Annotated in this window: 15 protein-coding genes; 8 read left to right on the forward strand and 7 right to left on the reverse strand. The window is 71.6% G+C overall.

Annotated features, from left to right (window positions below; genetic code table 11):
• Positions 1-73: 73 nt before the first annotated feature.
• Together AOQ53_RS30415 and AOQ53_RS30420 are read right to left on the reverse strand one after the other, a co-directional pair.
• Positions 74-553 carry an anthrone oxygenase family protein gene (locus AOQ53_RS30415; protein ID WP_059422141.1) on the reverse strand — a complete coding sequence of 160 codons (480 nt, stop codon included), beginning with the start codon at positions 551-553 and terminating at the stop codon, positions 74-76.
• A gap of 310 nt (positions 554-863) precedes the next feature.
• A complete protein-coding gene (locus AOQ53_RS30420) occupies positions 864-1580 on the reverse strand; it encodes a DUF2293 domain-containing protein (protein ID WP_099054726.1) in 717 nt (238 codons plus the stop codon).
• Between the two features lie 163 nt (positions 1581-1743).
• Here AOQ53_RS30420 and AOQ53_RS30425 point away from each other — a divergent pair, with 163 nt between their 5' ends.
• Entirely contained in the window at positions 1744-2385 is a 642-nt protein-coding gene (locus tag AOQ53_RS30425) for a nucleoside/nucleotide kinase family protein (RefSeq protein ID WP_174523371.1), read from the forward strand.
• Positions 2386-2541: 156 nt separating this feature from the next.
• The gene (locus tag AOQ53_RS30430; protein WP_059422143.1) at positions 2542-2970 is read left to right on the forward strand and encodes a CBS domain-containing protein; all 429 of its coding nucleotides are present in this window, start codon (positions 2542-2544) and stop codon (positions 2968-2970) included.
• 42 nt (positions 2971-3012) lie between these two features.
• Here the strand turns inward: AOQ53_RS30430 and corA are convergent, their stop codons facing one another.
• Complete coding sequence (corA, locus tag AOQ53_RS30435; RefSeq protein WP_059422145.1) at positions 3013-4140, reverse strand: magnesium/cobalt transporter CorA; 1128 nt, start codon at positions 4138-4140, stop codon at positions 3013-3015.
• Positions 4141-4523: 383 nt separating this feature from the next.
• Here corA and AOQ53_RS30440 point away from each other — a divergent pair, with 383 nt between their 5' ends.
• Positions 4524-5318: a methyltransferase domain-containing protein gene (locus AOQ53_RS30440; protein ID WP_059422146.1), complete on the forward strand. Its 795-nt coding sequence runs from the start codon at positions 4524-4526 to the stop codon at positions 5316-5318.
• 26 nt (positions 5319-5344) lie between these two features.
• Here AOQ53_RS30440 and AOQ53_RS30445 read toward each other — a convergent pair whose 3' ends face one another.
• The gene (locus AOQ53_RS30445) at positions 5345-6232 is read right to left on the reverse strand and encodes a carbohydrate kinase family protein (protein WP_059422188.1); all 888 of its coding nucleotides are present in this window, start codon (positions 6230-6232) and stop codon (positions 5345-5347) included.
• A 356-nt stretch (positions 6233-6588) separates the two neighbouring features.
• Positions 6589-7494 (reverse strand): pseudouridine-5'-phosphate glycosidase, encoded by a 906-nt coding sequence (locus AOQ53_RS30450; protein ID WP_078945578.1) that lies wholly within the window; start codon positions 7492-7494, stop codon positions 6589-6591.
• A gap of 102 nt (positions 7495-7596) precedes the next feature.
• On the opposite strand from AOQ53_RS30450, the gene AOQ53_RS30455 reads away from it, so the two are divergent.
• The gene (locus AOQ53_RS30455; RefSeq protein ID WP_059422148.1) at positions 7597-8025 is read left to right on the forward strand and encodes a VOC family protein; all 429 of its coding nucleotides are present in this window, start codon (positions 7597-7599) and stop codon (positions 8023-8025) included.
• Positions 8026-8036: 11 nt separating this feature from the next.
• Here AOQ53_RS30455 and AOQ53_RS30460 read toward each other — a convergent pair whose 3' ends face one another.
• Together AOQ53_RS30460 and AOQ53_RS30465 are read right to left on the reverse strand one after the other, a co-directional pair.
• Positions 8037-8591 carry a methylated-DNA--[protein]-cysteine S-methyltransferase gene (locus AOQ53_RS30460; RefSeq protein ID WP_059422149.1) on the reverse strand — a complete coding sequence of 185 codons (555 nt, stop codon included), beginning with the start codon at positions 8589-8591 and terminating at the stop codon, positions 8037-8039.
• Between the two features lie 73 nt (positions 8592-8664).
• The gene (locus AOQ53_RS30465; RefSeq protein WP_059422151.1) at positions 8665-9537 is read right to left on the reverse strand and encodes a glycerophosphodiester phosphodiesterase; all 873 of its coding nucleotides are present in this window, start codon (positions 9535-9537) and stop codon (positions 8665-8667) included.
• Positions 9538-9825: 288 nt separating this feature from the next.
• Between AOQ53_RS30465 and AOQ53_RS30470 the strand changes: the two genes are divergently transcribed.
• The 4 genes from AOQ53_RS30470 (at position 9826) to AOQ53_RS30485 (ending at position 15688) form a co-directional block, all read left to right on the forward strand.
• Positions 9826-10692 carry an MHYT domain-containing protein gene (locus AOQ53_RS30470; RefSeq protein ID WP_059422152.1) on the forward strand — a complete coding sequence of 289 codons (867 nt, stop codon included), beginning with the start codon at positions 9826-9828 and terminating at the stop codon, positions 10690-10692.
• A gap of 40 nt (positions 10693-10732) precedes the next feature.
• Positions 10733-12877 carry an excinuclease ABC subunit UvrB gene (gene uvrB / locus AOQ53_RS30475; RefSeq protein WP_059422153.1) on the forward strand — a complete coding sequence of 715 codons (2145 nt, stop codon included), beginning with the start codon at positions 10733-10735 and terminating at the stop codon, positions 12875-12877.
• Between the two features lie 138 nt (positions 12878-13015).
• The gene (locus tag AOQ53_RS30480; RefSeq protein WP_059422155.1) at positions 13016-13594 is read left to right on the forward strand and encodes a TerD family protein; all 579 of its coding nucleotides are present in this window, start codon (positions 13016-13018) and stop codon (positions 13592-13594) included.
• Between the two features lie 75 nt (positions 13595-13669).
• Complete coding sequence (locus AOQ53_RS30485) at positions 13670-15688, forward strand: TerD family protein (RefSeq protein WP_059422156.1); 2019 nt, start codon at positions 13670-13672, stop codon at positions 15686-15688.
• The last annotated feature ends 51 nt before the right edge of the window (positions 15689-15739 follow it).

A 15739-nucleotide genomic window follows, 5' to 3' on the forward strand; every position in this document is an offset into this window, starting at 1 on the left:
ATACGTCCGCGGCGGCCCACCCGCAGGGGGCGGCCGCGCCCGCAGAAGGGCGGGACAGCGTCTGCCGTCGTGCTCAGGTGAGTGCCAGCACGTACGCCACCGCCGCACCGGCCGAGGCGGCCGTGCGGACGTGGTTCCACATCGTCCACTCGCGCACATACGCCGGCCAGTACGCGGCCGCCTCCGGCGTGCCCGGCTCCAGCCCGGCCAGCGCGTCGTTGCGCGGCACATTCGCGACCATGGTGAGCCCGAACGAGCCGAACAGGTACAGCGCGCTGCCCACCAGCAGCTCCACGGTCCCCTCGTCCGGCCACAGCACGAACGTCACCACGGCGATCACCGCGCACAGCACTGCCGACCCGAGGAACACGACCATGAAGGGCGGTGTCACGGCGGCCACGTTGATCGCGTTCATCGCGGCGACCCCCTGCGCGGGCGGCAGCGTGGCGAGGCCCCGCATGACGAAGGTCGAGAAGCCACAGAACACCCCGGCCACCAGGCCGGTCCCGAGCACACCCAGCACCGTCAGCGCGAAGTACGGTCCGTCGATCATGTCAGCCTCTCCCACCCGTTGAGCCGGGATCCTGCCCCGGCACCCTTCCTCACCACAAGTGAAATTCCGTACGAGCAGTGACCATGGCCGAGCGGCGCGGGGCCGTACGCGTATGGCCACGGTCCACCGAGGTCCGGGGCCAGGAGTCGGCGGCCACCCGGCACGCGAGCGCGACCGTATGGCCGACCGGCCGCGCTGCCGCGGCGACCTGCTGAGAGGGGCGAACCTCCGGCCGCATGTCGTGGCGACCTGCCGAGAAAGCGAACCTCCGGCCTTACGGTGGCGCCGCTGGCCCCGGCCCCGGACCGGATCATCCGGCGGAACCGAGCCCCGCCTCGGTCCACCCCCTCAGCACCGTCTCCACCGCCGCCGCGATCCGCCGCCGCGCCTCGTGCCGCGGCACCCCGCTCATCAGCAGCCGGTCGTACGGCGTGTCCAGATGCCGTACGGACGCCACGACCGCCGAGGTCACCGCCCCCTCCGTCAGCGCCCGCCCGGCCGCGCTGCGCCCCACCCGCCCGCTGCCCCGCTCCGAGGCGTGCGCGGCGATGGAACGCGCACGGTCGGCCGGGCATCCGGGGAACAGCCGCCGTATCTCCGTCGCGAACGCCTGAGTGAACAGGGCGTCCTGAGCCGCCCGCCGCCGCGCGTCCCGGACGCGGCGCCGCCGTCGCGCCTCGGCGTCCGCGAGGCACCGCTGCTCGGCCCTCGCGAGCGCCGCCTCCTCGACCAGAACGCCCTGCCGCTCGTATCGGCTCTTGCGCCGGTTGAACCGCACGACCACGGCTGACAGCGCGCTCTCCTCCCGCGATCTGCGCGTCAGCGCGGTGTCGCCGCTCGGCAGGAACACCAGATGCCCGAGGTCGGCACAGTCGAGGCAGCGCGGGACACCGTCCTCGAGGACGAGCAGCGGCAGCGGCCCTCGCCGGCACTCGGCGCAGTGCCGCCGCCTGAGGGGCTGGAAGACGAGAAGTCCGGTGGGGGACGGGAGCGTCGCGCGCGGGACCGTACGGGGTTCCGGGGCCACAGGGGGTTCATGGACCATAGGGGGTCCATTCCCGCCGGCGGCGGCGCGCACTGCATCCGCAGGAGGAGACCCCGCCGATCGCGGCGCCTCTCGTCCTGCCGCCCCCTCCCCGGTGCCTGTGGCGCTCGCCGGCCTGACACGTCCTGCCGCGGCCTGGCGCATCATGGGCCGTGTGCGACTCGAAGCGATCACCTGGGACCGGCTCGGCGACCTGCTCGCCGAGCGCCTGCTCGACCTGAAGCCCGCCGACGGCAGTCCCTGGCCGCGCATCGCCTTCGACGGCGCCCCGGCCGCCCGCCCGGGAGACCTCGCCCAGTGTGTCTCCGAGGCGCTGCGCATACGCGGCCGCTCCTCCCTCGTCGTGGGCACGGAGGGCTTCCTGCGCCCCGCCTCCGTGCGACTGGAGTACGGCCACCGGGACGTGGAGTCCTACTACAGCGGCTGGTACGACACCAACGCCCTGTGGCGCGAGGTGTTCGGCCCCCTCGAAGCCGGCGGCGACGGCCGCGTCCTGCCGGACCTGTGGGACCCGGCCGCCGACCGGGCCACCCGCAGCTCCTATGTCCAACTCCCGCCCGGTGGTGTGCTGTTGCTGCACGGGCCCTTCCTCCTTCGGCACTGGTTCCCCTTCGATCTGAGCGTTCATGTCCTGCTCTCCCCGGGCGCCCTGCGCCGCCGCACGCCCGAGGCCGAGCACTGGACCCTGCCGGCCTTCGAGCGCTACGAGCAGGAGACCGACCCGGTGGGCACGGCCGACGTCCTGGTGCGGGCCGATGATCCGCGCCATCCGGCGTGGGGCGGCTGAGCCGCTGCCGGGTCGCATCCCGATGGTGGTCCGGCTGCCGCGGGCCCGGAGCGCTGTTCCGTGTGCGGGCGCCGGGTGACGCGACGAGAATGAAGGGCGCCGGGACTCGCGGTGCCTCCCGCGCCGCGCCGGCCGTCCGGCACCGGGAGGTACTTCATGACCACCGCCGGAGACATCATGCACCGCGGCGCCCAGTGGATCCCCGCCCACGAAACCCTCGACCGCGCGGCCCAGCTCATGCGCGAACTGAACGTCGGCGCCCTGCCCATCAGCGACGAGAACGAGCGGCTCTGCGGCATCCTCACCGACCGCGACATCGTCGTCGGCTGCGTCGCCCTGGGCCACGACCCCGCCGAGGTCACCGCGGGCGAGATGGCCAAGGGCACGCCTCGCTGGATCGACGCGGACGCCGATGTCGGCGAGGTGCTCCACGAGATGCAGGAGCACCAGATCCGCCGGCTGCCCGTCATCCGGGACAAGCGCCTGGTCGGCATGATCAGCGAAGCCGACCTGGCCCGGCATCTGGCGGGCGACCAGATCGCCTCCTGGGCCGAGAGCGTCTACGCCAGGACCACCCCGCGCTGACCGCGCATCACTCCGACCCGGCCCCGCGGGGCACGGCCCTCGTCAGAGCCAGCCGCTGCGCCGGAACCCCCGGTACAGCGTCAGGCACGCGACGGATATCACGCCGATGACCATGCCGTAGCCGTATCGCCAGTGCAGCTCCGGCATGTGGTCGAAGTTCATGCCGTACACCCCGCACACCATCGTCGGCACGGCGATGATCGCGGCCCACGCCGTGATCTTCCGCATGTCCTCGTTCTGCGCGACCGTGACCTGCGCGAGGTGCGCCTGGAGGATGGAGTTGAGCAGCTCGTCGAAGGCGGCGATCTGCTCCTTCGCCCGCAGCAGGTGGTCCGAGACATCGCGGAAGTACGCCTGTATCTCCGGGTCGACCGCCCGGATCGGCCGCGTGGCGAGATCCTCCAGCGGCCGGCTGAGCGGCGCCACCGCCCGCTTCAGCTCCAGGAGTTCACGCTTGAGCTGGTAGATGCGCCCCGGGTCCACCCGCGCGCCGGTCTCCGCGAACACGTCCGTCTCGACCTGGTCGATGTCCGCGTGCACCGAGTCCGTGACGGTCAGGTAGTCGTCCACCACATGGTCCGCGATCGCGTGCAGCACCGCGGACGGGCCTTTCGCCAGTTGATGGGGATCGGACTCCAGCTCCTCGCGCAGTGGGCCCAGCGAACCGTGCCGGCCGTGACGCACCGTGATCACGAAGTCCTTGCCGACGAAGACCATGATCTCGCCGGTGTTCACCACCTCGCTGGTGGCCGTGAGCTCCTCGTGCTCGACGTAGCAGACCGTTTTGAAAACCGCGAAGAGCGTCTCGTCGTAGTGCTCCAGCTTGGGGCGCTGGTGGGCCTCGACGGCGTCCTCCACGGCCAGGGGGTGCAGGTCGAAGAGCTCGGCGATGCCCGCGAACTCCCGGTCGGTCGGCTCGTGCAGGCCGAGCCAGACGAAGCCCTCGCCCTTCTTGCGCACCGACTCCACGGCGTCCACCAGATCGCCGCGCGCAGCGGTGCGGACACCGTCCCGGTACGTCACGCAGTTCACCACCGAGGAGCCCAGCGGGGAGCGGGCGGGGTGACTCAGGTCGACGCGCGGGCGCCGCCGAGCCAGCCGAGCCACCTTGCGGAGGCCGCCGACCCCGCCGAGGCTCGTGACCTTCCGCAGATTCCCTGCCATGGACATCTGCATCTCCTTGCGTGGAGCTCCGCGCGCCGTCCCGCGCCTTGGTTCGTCAGTCTGCCAGGCCGACGTGAGCTGCGAGTAAGCCTGTGGAAACGGCTCGTTCCGCTTTGTTCCCGGCTGTGGATGAGGTGGTTCCCGGCCGCGAGGGGCTCCCGCCGTGACCGAGAGGCTCCCGCCGGGGTCGAGGGGCTCCCGCCAGGTTCGAATGGTTCCCGCCGGGTCCGTCGCCCCGAGACATCGACGCGTGCCGGGGCCGTGCGGTCTCTGTACGGGGCCGGCGGTTCTCTGTACGGGGCCGTGCGGCTCTCCGCAGGGGAGCGTCGACTCTCCGTACCGGAGCGTCAGCCGTCGCGGACAAGTCGGGCAACTGGGATGATCGCGGCATGACGCGAACCGATGGGCACCTCCTCGACAACCGGCAGACCGAGGCGGCAGAGCACTTCAGCGCCTTCGCCGCTCTCTTCGATCCCACGACGTTCCGGCATCTCGAAGCGCTCGGCATCGGATTCGGCTGGCGGTGCTGGGAGGTCGGAGCCGGCGGCACCTCCGTGGTGTCCTGGCTGGCGAAGAAGGTCGGCCCGACCGGACGTGTCGTCGCGACCGCCACCGACACCTCACGGCTCGCACCCGCTGCCCGGCAGCCCGTCGAGGTGCGCGTGCACGACCTCGGCGCCCATGAGCCGCCGGGGGAGAACTTCGACCTGGTGCACGCCCGTCTCGCCCTCGTCCACGTGACCGACCGGGCACAGGCGCTGCGGTCCATGGTCCAGGCGCTGCGCCCCGGCGGACGCATCCTGGTCGAGGACGCCGACCCCGCCCTCCAGCCGCTGCTCTGCCCCGACGAGTACGGCCCCGAGCAGCAGCTCGCGAACCGGCTGCGGCACGGCTTCCGCAGACTGCTCGCCGACCGCGGGACCGACCTCCCCTGCGGCCGCATCCTCCCGCGGCTGCTCCGGGAAGCCGGCCTGACCCGCGTGCACGCCGACGCCTACTTCCCCGTCGGCTCGCCGGCCTGCGCCGCCCTGGAGGCCATCACGATCCGTCAGATCCGCGACCAGTTGGTCACCGCGGGCCTCGCCACGGACCAGGACATCGACCGGCATCTCGCGAACGTCACGTCCGGTGTCCTGGATCTGACGACGGCTCCGATGATCTCGGCGTGGGGACGCAAGCAGTAGCCAGGGGGCTTGCGGAGCGCCGGACATCAGCCGGGCAGGGGCGGTCTGCCACCCATCCGTTCCACCGCCCTCGCACCCGCCCGGCAGCCCTTCGCCGCCGCGTCCTCCGGCCCGGCACCCGCGAGCAGGGCGGCGAGGAACGCGCCGGTGAAGGCATCACCGGCACCCGTGGTGTCCCGTGGAGTCGCCGGTACGGCGGGGAGGCGGGCGCAGACCTTTCCCGAGCGGGCCACGAGCGCCCCCTCGTGCCCCTGCTTGGCGACCACCAGCGGAACACGCAGACTCAGCTCGGCCGCCGCGTCGGCCGCGTCGGTCAGCCCCGTCAGCAGACACGCCTCGTCCCGGCTGGGCAGCAGCACGTCCACGCCCTCGACGAGCGCGAGGAACCGCCCGGCGCCCAGCTCACCGAGGAAGCCGGCCGACGCGGGGTCCAGACTCACCGGCACGCCACGCGCGCGTGCGGCTTTGAGAGCCACCGTCACCAGGGAGCGACTCGGTTCGGAGAACAGGAGGTAGCCCGACAGGTGCAGCCGGGCCACGCCGTCGAGCAGCGCGTCCGACCAGTCGCCGGGGTCGAGTCGCAACGACGCGCCGCTGTCGGTGAGGAACGTCCGCTCCGCCGAAGCGCCTCCGTCCACCAGGCAGACCACCGTGCCGGTCGGCGCCTGCGGGTCGACGACGAGTCGCGGACGCACGCCGTGGGCCACCAGCTCGCGCTCATGCCAGGCAACTGCCTCCGCCCCCACGCGCCCGAGCAGCCGCACCTCCGCCGCGCCCCCGTGTGCGGCCCAGCACGCCACGTTGGCGCCCGCCCCGCCCGGCACCGTCCGGATCGAGGCCACCGTGTCCGTACCGGCCGCGAGCGGCCCCTCGTACCGCGCGACGACGTCCGTGATGACGTCCCCGACGACCAGTAGCGCGCCACCGTCCGCCGAGCGCGCGGCGACCTCCGCTGGGGTGGTTCTGCTCTCCGCCGAGCCCGGCGCGACCTCCACCCGGCCGGTTCCACTATGCGCCGAGCGCGTCCCGCTCGCTGCCGAGCCCGCCGCGGCCTCGGATGAGCCGGCCGCGCCCTTCGCCGAGCGTGTCCCGCTCTCCGTCGAGGCGGCTGCTATGTCGGGTGGTCGGGTTCGGCTCTCCGTCGAGTCGGCTGCTATGTCGGGTGGTCGGGTTCGGCTCTCCGTCGAGTCGGCTGCTATGTCGGGTGGTCCGGTTCCGCTCTCCGCCGAGCAGGCCCTGCCCACCGCACCGCGGTCGGTCCCAGCTCCCGTCATCCCCGTGCCCAGGCCGCCGCGATCCGCGCCGCCAGGCGTACATTGCCGCGGACCGCCGCCAGATTGGCGCTCAGGGAGGCGCCGTCGGTGTGCCGTACGAGGTAGCCGAGCAGGAAGGGCGTGACCGCTTGGCCGGTGATCCCCTCCTCCTCGCACGCGTTCAGTGCGTCGGCGAGCACCCGCGCGTGCAGCTCCGGATCGAGCTGCTCCTCCTCGGGGACGGGGTTGGCGACGATCAGCGCCGACTCCGGCCCGGCGAGGGCGTCCTGGGCCCGCATGACGCCCGCCACCTGCTCCGGCGTCCGCAGCGTCCAGTCCACCGGATGACCCGAGTCGGACAGATAGAAGCCGGGGAACCGGTCGGTGCCGTACCCGGCCACAGCGACACCCAGTGTCTCCAGTCGCTGCAAGGTCGCCGGAACGTCCAGGATCGACTTCACCCCGGCACACACCACGGTGATCCGCGTCCGCGCCAGCAGCCCCAGGTCGGCCGACTCGTCCTGCGTCACCGTCCACTCCCGGTGCACCCCGCCGAGCCCACCGGTCGCGAACACGCGTACGCCCGCCAGCGCCGCGAGCAGCGCCGTCGCCGACACCGTGGTCGCCCCGCTCGCCCCGGAGGCCGTAGCGAGCGGCAGGTCGCGGTGGCCCAGCTTGCGGATGCCGTCCTCGTTCGCGACCCGCTCCAGCTGCTCCTTGTCCAGCCCGACATGGGGCCGCCCGTCCAGCACGGCGATCGTCGCGGGCACCGCGCCCTCCTGCCGCACGGCCGTCTCCAGCTCCAGTGCCACCTGGAGGTTGCGTGGCCGCGGCAGCCCGTGGGCGATGATCGTGGACTCCAGGGCCACCACGGGCCGACGCGCGTTGATCGCCTCCCGCACTTCTTCTGACACCACCAGCACCACGCGCCTGCCTCCTGTCGGTCGGTCTTCCCTCATCTCTGGCGGGCGGCGCGCCGGGCCAAACCCCTTGCGGGCTGTCGGCGAGGTCACCAGCCTGGATGCATGACGGACAACACACCACGACTCGACCACGTCGTCCTCTGGGTACGCGACCCGGTCGCCGCCGCCGACTTCTACGAGAAGGCCGTCGGCCTGGAGACGATCAGGCTCACCGAGTTCGCCGCCGGCGAGGTGCCGTTCCCCTCCGTACGCGTCAACGACGAGACCATCCTCGACCTCATGCCGCTGACCTTCACGGAACGCATGACGATGCTGCCCGGCGCCGCCGACAGCGCGGGGCACCCCGTCAACCACGTCTGCCTGTCACTGCCCCGGGGCGACTTCGACAGCCTTCTCAGCCGCCTGGAGGAACGCTCCGTGCCGGTGTCGGACCTCTCGTACGACTCCTTCGGGGCCCGGGGCAAAGCCACGCGCAGCTTCTACTTCCGTGACCCGGACGGCAACGTCTTCGAGGCGCGGCACTACGACTGACCAGGCCGGCCTCAGAACAGCGGCTCGGGCAGCACCCCTTCGAGGGCGAGCAGCTTCCGCTTGGTCTCCAGCCCGCCCCCGAAGCCGCCGATGCCGCCGTCGCTCTCGACGACCCGGTGACAGGGCACCACCACCGGCAGCGGGTTTGCGCCCATCGCCATGCCCACGGCCTGGGCGGCGCCCGGCTGTCCGACCCGCCCGGCCAGATCGCCGTACCCGACGACCGTGCCGCACGGCACACCGGATGCCAGCTCGCGCAGGACCTCCCGGTTGAAGCCGGAGGTCAGCGACCAGTCCAGTGGCAGGTCGAAGTCCCGGCGCTCACCCGCGAAGTACGCCTCGACCTGACGTATCGCCTCGGTCAGCAGCGGGGAGCCGGGCGCCTCGACGGGCTCGGTGCCGAGCCGTGACGCCAGCCGCTCGACCGCCCGGTCCCGCACCGCGTCCGCGGCGTGGAACACCACGTTGACCAGGCCCTCGCGGGTCGCCGCCAGCAGCAGCGGGCCGATGTCGCTGTCGACGACGCCCCACACGACCCGCTGCTCATCCTGCCCATGGCTGTCCATGCGCCCACCGTACGACCGACCACTGACAACGCCGCCCCGGCCGGACAGACCGCCCACCGGCAGCCGGCCGACCTCACCCGTCCACGGCCTCGCGCACCACATCCGGCTTGTTCGTGATGATCCCGTCGACCCCGTACCCGGCGACCCGCTGGGCCGTCGCCGCGTCGTCGACCGTCCAGGTGAAGACCTCCAGCGGCCTGCCGTGCGGGCCGGTGAACGCCTGGACGGAGGCCACGTACGCCGTGGAGAGCGAGCCGTACGACGGGTTGATCTGATCGGCGAAACCGGCATAGCCCGGCAGGTCCGACACGGGCGGCGTGCCCAGGAAGCCGGTCTTCACGGCGGGCTTCAGCTCGTGCACCGTCCGCACGGTGTCCGCGCTGAAGCTCTGCACGATCAGCCGCCCCGCCAGATGCGACCGGTCCAGCCAGCCCTCGTTGCTGAGGACCTTGAGCGTCTGCCGCTCGATGCCCGGATACAGCTCCGGGTTCTTGATCTCCAGGAGAAGCTTCTGGTGATGACGCTCGACGCGGTTCACGAACTGTTCCAGCGTCGGTACGCGCGCGCCCGCGTACGCGGGGCCGAACCAGCTGCCCGCGTCGAGACGGGCGATCTCGGCGGCGGTGAAGTCCTTCACCTTCCAGGGAGCCCGGTCGGGGAAGACCTCCTCGACGTCGGTGGTGCGCCGCAGGTTGTCGTCGTGGAGGACGACGAGCTCACCGTCCCTGGTCCGCTGCACGTCGTTCTCCACCCAGCGGATGCCCAGCTCGGCCGCCTTGTCCACGGCGGCCAGGGTGTTCTCGGGCGCGTACGCGGAGGCCCCCCGGTGTGCGATGACCAGCGGCCAGCCGCCGCCGTCGGCGGCCCGTGCCGGGGAGGTGGGGAGCAGGAGGGCGACGGTCCCCAGGAGCGCGGTGGTCGAGGCGGCAACAGCGCGCGCGTGCATACGTACTCCTCGCGTCGAGCGATCACGGCGTCACAAACAGCTCAACTCTGACAGCAGAGGGTCAACGCGAGAGGGGTACAGGATGGCCACACGTTGAATGGAGAGGACCCAACTCCGCTCACTGGTAGCGCACAACTGAGGCAAGGGCGTGTTTCTTTGCCGGAGAGTCGTTCGACCATTCCGGTGGGGGTCATACTCTCTGCGTCCACCCTGACCGCTGCCTGCGGTCCTGTGAGGGGGCGCACATCAGGAATTCCGGGACGCAAAGGGCGGGAAGGGCAGCCGCGCATGCAGGGCACGGTCGACGGATTCAGCTACGGCCTGGTCACACCCCTGGTGGCCTACCTCATGGCCTGCCTCGGCGGCGCCCTGGGCCTGCGCTGCACCACCAGGTCCATGCTCGTCGCCCAGTCCTGGCGCCCCGGCTGGCTCGCCCTCGGCTCGGCCGCCATCGGCTCCGGCATATGGACCATGCACTTCATCGCGATGATGGGGTTCACGATCCGCGGGACCCCGATCCACTACGACAAGCCGATGACCTTCGCGAGCCTGGCCGTCGCGATCGTGATGGTGGGCATCGGGATCTTCATCGTCGGCTACAAGGGAGCCCGCGGAACGGCCCTGTTCACCGGCGGCACCATCACCGGCCTGGGCATCGCGTCGATGCACTACCTCGGCATGGCCAGCATGAGCCTGGACGGGAAGCTGGAGTACAACACGCTCACCGTCGGCATCTCCGTCGCGATCGCCATGGCCGCCGCCACCGCCGCCCTGTGGGCGGCCGGCCAGGTCAGGGGCCTCCTGTGGAGCGTGGGTGCCAGCCTCGTCATGGGACTCGCCGTCAGCGGCATGCACTACACCGGCATGGCCGCCCTCAGCGTCCACCTGCACGGCACGGCCGAACCCACCGCGGGCGAGTCGCCCGCGGCCCTGCTCGCGCCCATGCTGATCGGCCCGCTCGCCTTCCTCCTCCTCGCGGGCGTCGTGGTGATGTTCGACCCGCTGATGGTCACGGGGAAGTCCACGGTCGTCGCCGTCGAGCAAAGGCCCGGCATCCCGGCCCACACCCACACCGCCCACAACCCGCAGCGCCCGCGGCTCCGCCCCCGCCGCACCGTGGAGCACCGCGGCCCCCGAACCCCGCAGAACCGCTGATCGGAGCCCGTTGTCAGTGCGGGGTCGTACGGTGGATCCCATGCGGCCCGTTTCCCACATCGAACGCACGGTGGCGCCCTTCGAGGTCGTCAGCCCCTACCAGCCGAGCGGCGACCAGCCGGCGGCCATCGCCGAGCTCGCCCAGCGCATCCAGGCAGGCGAGAAGGACGTCGTCCTCCTGGGCGCGACCGGCACCGGCAAGTCCGCCACCACAGCGTGGATGATCGAGAAGCTCCAGCGCCCCACGCTCGTGATGGCACCGAACAAGACGCTTGCCGCCCAGCTGGCGAACGAGTTCCGCGAGCTGCTCCCGAACAACGCGGTCGAGTACTTCGTCTCGTACTACGACTACTACCAGCCCGAGGCCTACGTCCCGCAGTCGGACACCTACATCGAGAAGGACTCCTCGATCAACGAGGAGGTCGAGCGCCTGCGCCACTCCGCGACCAACTCGCTGCTCACCCGCCGCGACGTCGTCGTGGTCGCCTCGGTCTCCTGCATCTACGGCCTCGGTACGCCGCAGGAGTACGTGGACCGCATGGTCCCCCTCCGCGTCGGCGAGGAACACGACCGCGACGAGCTGCTGCGCCGCTTCGTGGACATCCAGTACACGCGCAACGACATGGCCTTCACCCGGGGCACCTTCCGCGTCCGGGGCGACACCATCGAGATCTTCCCGGTCTACGAGGAGCTGGCCGTCCGCATCGAGATGTTCGGCGACGAGATCGAGGCGCTGTCCACGCTGCACCCGGTCACGGGCGAGATCATCAGCGACGACCAGCAGTTGTACGTCTTCCCGGCCTCCCACTACGTCGCAGGGCCCGAGCGCCTGGAGCGGGCCATCAACGACATCGAGAAGGAGCTGGGCGAGCGCCTCGCGGAGCTGGAGAAGCAGGGCAAGCTCCTGGAGGCCCAGCGCCTCAGGATGCGCACGACGTACGACATCGAGATGCTCCGCCAGATCGGCTCCTGCTCCGGCGTGGAGAACTACTCGATGCACTTCGACGGCCGCCTGCCCGGTTCCCCGCCCAACACCCTGCTGGACTACTTCCCGGACGACTTCCTCCTCGTCATCGACGAGTCGCACGTCACGGTCCCGCAGATCGGCGCCATGTACGAGGGCGATGCCTCCCGCAAGCGCACCCTCGTCGACCACGGCTTCCGGCTGCCCTCCGCCCTGGACAACCGCCCGCTGAAGTGGGAGGAGTTCCAGGAGCGCATCGGCCAGACGGTCTACCTGTCGGCGACCCCGGGCACCTACGAGCTCTCCCGCTCGGACCGAGTCGTCGAGCAGATCATCCGCCCCACCGGCCTCGTCGATCCGGAAGTCGTCGTCAAGCCCACCGAGGGCCAGATCGACGACCTGGTGCACGAGATCCGGCAGCGCACCGAGAAGGACGAGCGCGTCCTGGTCACCACGCTCACCAAGAAGATGGCCGAGGACCTCACGGACTACTTCCTGGAGCTGGGCATCCAGGTGCGCTACCTGCACAGCGACGTCGACACCCTGCGCCGCGTCGAACTCCTGCGTGAGCTGCGCGCCGGCGAATACGACGTGCTGGTCGGCATCAACCTCCTGCGGGAGGGCCTCGACCTGCCCGAGGTGTCCCTGGTGGCGATCCTGGACGCCGACAAGGAGGGCTTCCTGCGCTCCGGCACCTCCCTGATCCAGACCATCGGCCGCGCCGCGCGTAACGTCTCCGGTCAGGTCCACATGTACGCGGACAAGATCACCCCGGCGATGGCGAAGGCCATCGACGAGACCAACCGGCGCCGGGAGAAGCAGGTCGCGTACAACAAGGAGCGGGGCATCGACCCCCAGCCCCTCCGCAAGAAGATCAACGACATCGTCGCCCAGATCGCCCGTGAGGACATCGACACCGAACAGCTGCTCGGCTCGGGCTACCGCAAGGCGAAGAAGGACGGCGGGGGCACCAAGGCGCCCGTGCCTTCCCTGGGCAGGGGTGCCGAGGGCGCCAAGCCGGCCAGGGGCAAGGGCAAGGCCAAGGAGACGGTGCCGACCGACCGCCCCGCAGCCGAACTCAGCGAGCAGATCGAGGAACTCACCGCACGCATGCGGGCCGCCGCCGCGGATCTCCAGTTCGAGATCGCGGCCCGGCTGCGCGACGAGGTCTCCGAGATGAAGAAGGAACTGCGCCAGATGAAGGAGGCGGGCCTGGCCTGACGGCGGACCGCGTACGCGCAGTGTTGCAAGACCGACACAAAGTGCGGACCGGGGTACGTCACTGTCAGTGCCCCTGCGTAATGTTCTGATCAACCGCGACTGCGCGGCAACAGGGGACGTCCGAGAGGGGATCAGCGCGTGACCGTCAACATGACCAAGGGTCAGGCCATCAGTCTGCAGAAGAACGACGGCGGCAGCCTGACCGCGGTGCGCATGGGTCTCGGCTGGCAGGCGGCTCCCCGGCGCGGCCTGTTCGGCTCGCGTACGCGCGAGGTCGACCTCGACGCCTCGGCCGTTCTGTTCGCCGACAAGCAGCCGGTCGACGTCGTCTTCTTCCGCCACCTGGTGAGCGACGACGGCTCGGTGCGCCACACCGGTGACAACCTCGTCGGCGGTGTCGGCCAGGGCGGCGACGACGAGGCGATCCTCGTCGACCTGTCGCGCGTCCCGGTCCACATCGACCAGATCGTCTTCACCGTGAACTCCTTCACAGGTCAGACGTTCCAGGAGGTGCAGAACGCCTTCTGCCGCCTGGTCGACGAGACCAACGGCCAGGAGCTCGCCCGCTACACCCTGGCCGGCGGCGGCCAGTACACGGCCCAGATCATGGCCAAGGTGCATCGCTCGGGCCCGGGCTGGACGCTGACGGCCCTGGGCAACCCGGCCAACGGCCGTACCTTCCAGGACCTGATGCCGGCGATCCTGCCCGTCCTCTGAGGCTTCGGCCGCTACCGGCCGGGGCGGGCCGGTAGCGGCACACGACACCACACAACGACACAGGGGGAGAAGGCGATGACGGCCGAGCTGGTGCGGGGGCAGAACCACCCGCTCTCCCAGGCCCGTCTCGAGATCCGGGTCTCGGCCGGCACGCCGATCGTGGCCGCCGCCGCGCTCAGTGACGAGAACGGCCGGATCCACGGCGTGGAGTGGGTCGCCCACCCGGGCGTACCCACCCAGCCGGGCCTTGAGGTCTCCCGGCAGGCCGCCGCCGACCATCGCCTCGCGGTGGATCTGGACGCCGTGCCGGAGGCCGTCCACCGTGTCGGCGTGCTGCTCGCCCTGCCCGCAGCCGGGGCGGGCCCGGTCCGCTTCGGCGCCGTGGCCGCCCCGTTCGTCGCCGTCACCGGCCTCGACGGCGCCGAGATCGCCAGCTACACCATCACCGGCCTGGAGGCCGAGTCGGCGGTCGTCGCCCTGGAGCTCTACCGCCGGCAGGGCGCCTGGAAGGTGCGCGCTGTCGGCCAGGGCTACGCGGGCGGCCTCGCTGAACTCCTCACCGACCAGGGGCTGCCCCAGGCCCACCAGCTCGCCGGCAGCATCGACGACGCGGTGGCCCGGGGGCTGGCCCGCTCGGTGCAGGCGCCCCCGCCGCGCACGGCGGGCGGCGACCGCTCCCGGCAGGCGGCGGCCCCGGCCCTCGGCCCGGACCAGGGCGGCACCGCGCCTCAGCCGGGCCAGGCACCACCGATGTCGCCGTACGGCGGTCAGGAACCCGGCGGGCCGGGGCAGCCCGCGCCGCAGACGCCGTCGTATCCCGGCCCGGCGCCGGACCCCGACGCCGTCACGCAGTCGTCCACGCCCACTGCGGGCGGCCCGGTCGACTACAGCCACCCACGCCGCCAGAACGCCGCTCCGCCCCCGCCGCCGCCCACCGCACCCCCGGCCGAAGCCGGGCAGCCCGCCCAGCCCGTCGCGGGCGACGCGACCGGCTGGTCCATGGACGAGCGGCTCTACAACCAGGTGTGGGGCATGTTCGAGGACCTGGCCCGCAGCACCGCCGCCTACCGCAGCGCCGTCGACTTCGCCGAGTCCCGCATGGACAAGGAGCTCGAACAGGTCCTGTCCGACCCGCGCAGCCGGATCGGCGGACAGGGCGACGCCGCCCGCGAGGCGGCCCGCGCCCGGCACGCCCAGCTCGTCGCCCAGGCCGCCGAGGCCCTCGACCGGGACCTCGCCCAGCTCACGGCCGAGGCCGAGGTCGTCGAACCGGCCCTCCCACCGGCGTACGCCCGCTGGGACAGCCCCGTCTGGCAGGCCTACCGGGTGCCGATGGAGATCCCCATGGCCCTGCGCCTGGGTGACCTCCATCTCCCCGAGGCCGACCGGATCCGCATCCCGATGCTGGTCCGGCTGCCGCTGGAGCGCGGCCTGTGGATCGACAGCGGCCGGACCACGTCGTCCGGCGGTTCGTTCGCGGACTCGCACGCCCTGGGGCGTTTCGCCATGGAAGCGGCGGTCGCGCACGCGGCGCGGCTGCTCGCCGTCTACCCGGCGGGGGAGTTCACCGTCCACGTCATCGACCCGGCGGGCTCGGGCGCGCAGCCGCTCGTACCCCTCGTGCAGACCGGGGTGCTCGCGGCCCCGCCCGCGCTCGGCGCCGCAGGGGTGGCGGACGTGCTGGCCCGGCTCACCCAGCGGGTCGACCTGGTGCAGATGGCGGTACGGGGAGGCGCCGCCGACTCCCTGCCGCCCGGTTTCGACACCTCACAGCAACTGCTGATCGTCAACGACTTTCCGCACGGCTTCGACGACCGGGCCGTGAACCAGCTGCGCTACCTCGCGGACGAGGGTCCCGCCTTCGGCGTCCACCTGATGATGGTGGCCGATCGCGAGGAGTCCTCCGGGTACGGGCCTTTGCTCGACCCGCTGTGGCGTTCGCTGCTGCGATTGACACCGGTGCCCGACGATCATCTCGCCGATCCGTGGGTCGGTCATGCCTGGACGTACGAACCCTCGCTCGTGCCGCCGGGCAGTCAGGTCCTCCAGCAGGTGCTCACCCAGGTTGCGGCCGCCCGCACCAAGTATATGTAAAGTCGCGTGACCAGGAGTTTTGGCCTTTCCTTTGCCAGGCGCTTTACCTGT

Origin of the sequence: Streptomyces azureus (assembly GCF_001270025.1) — a bacterium.
Lineage (GTDB): Bacteria > Actinomycetota > Actinomycetes > Streptomycetales > Streptomycetaceae > Streptomyces > Streptomyces azureus.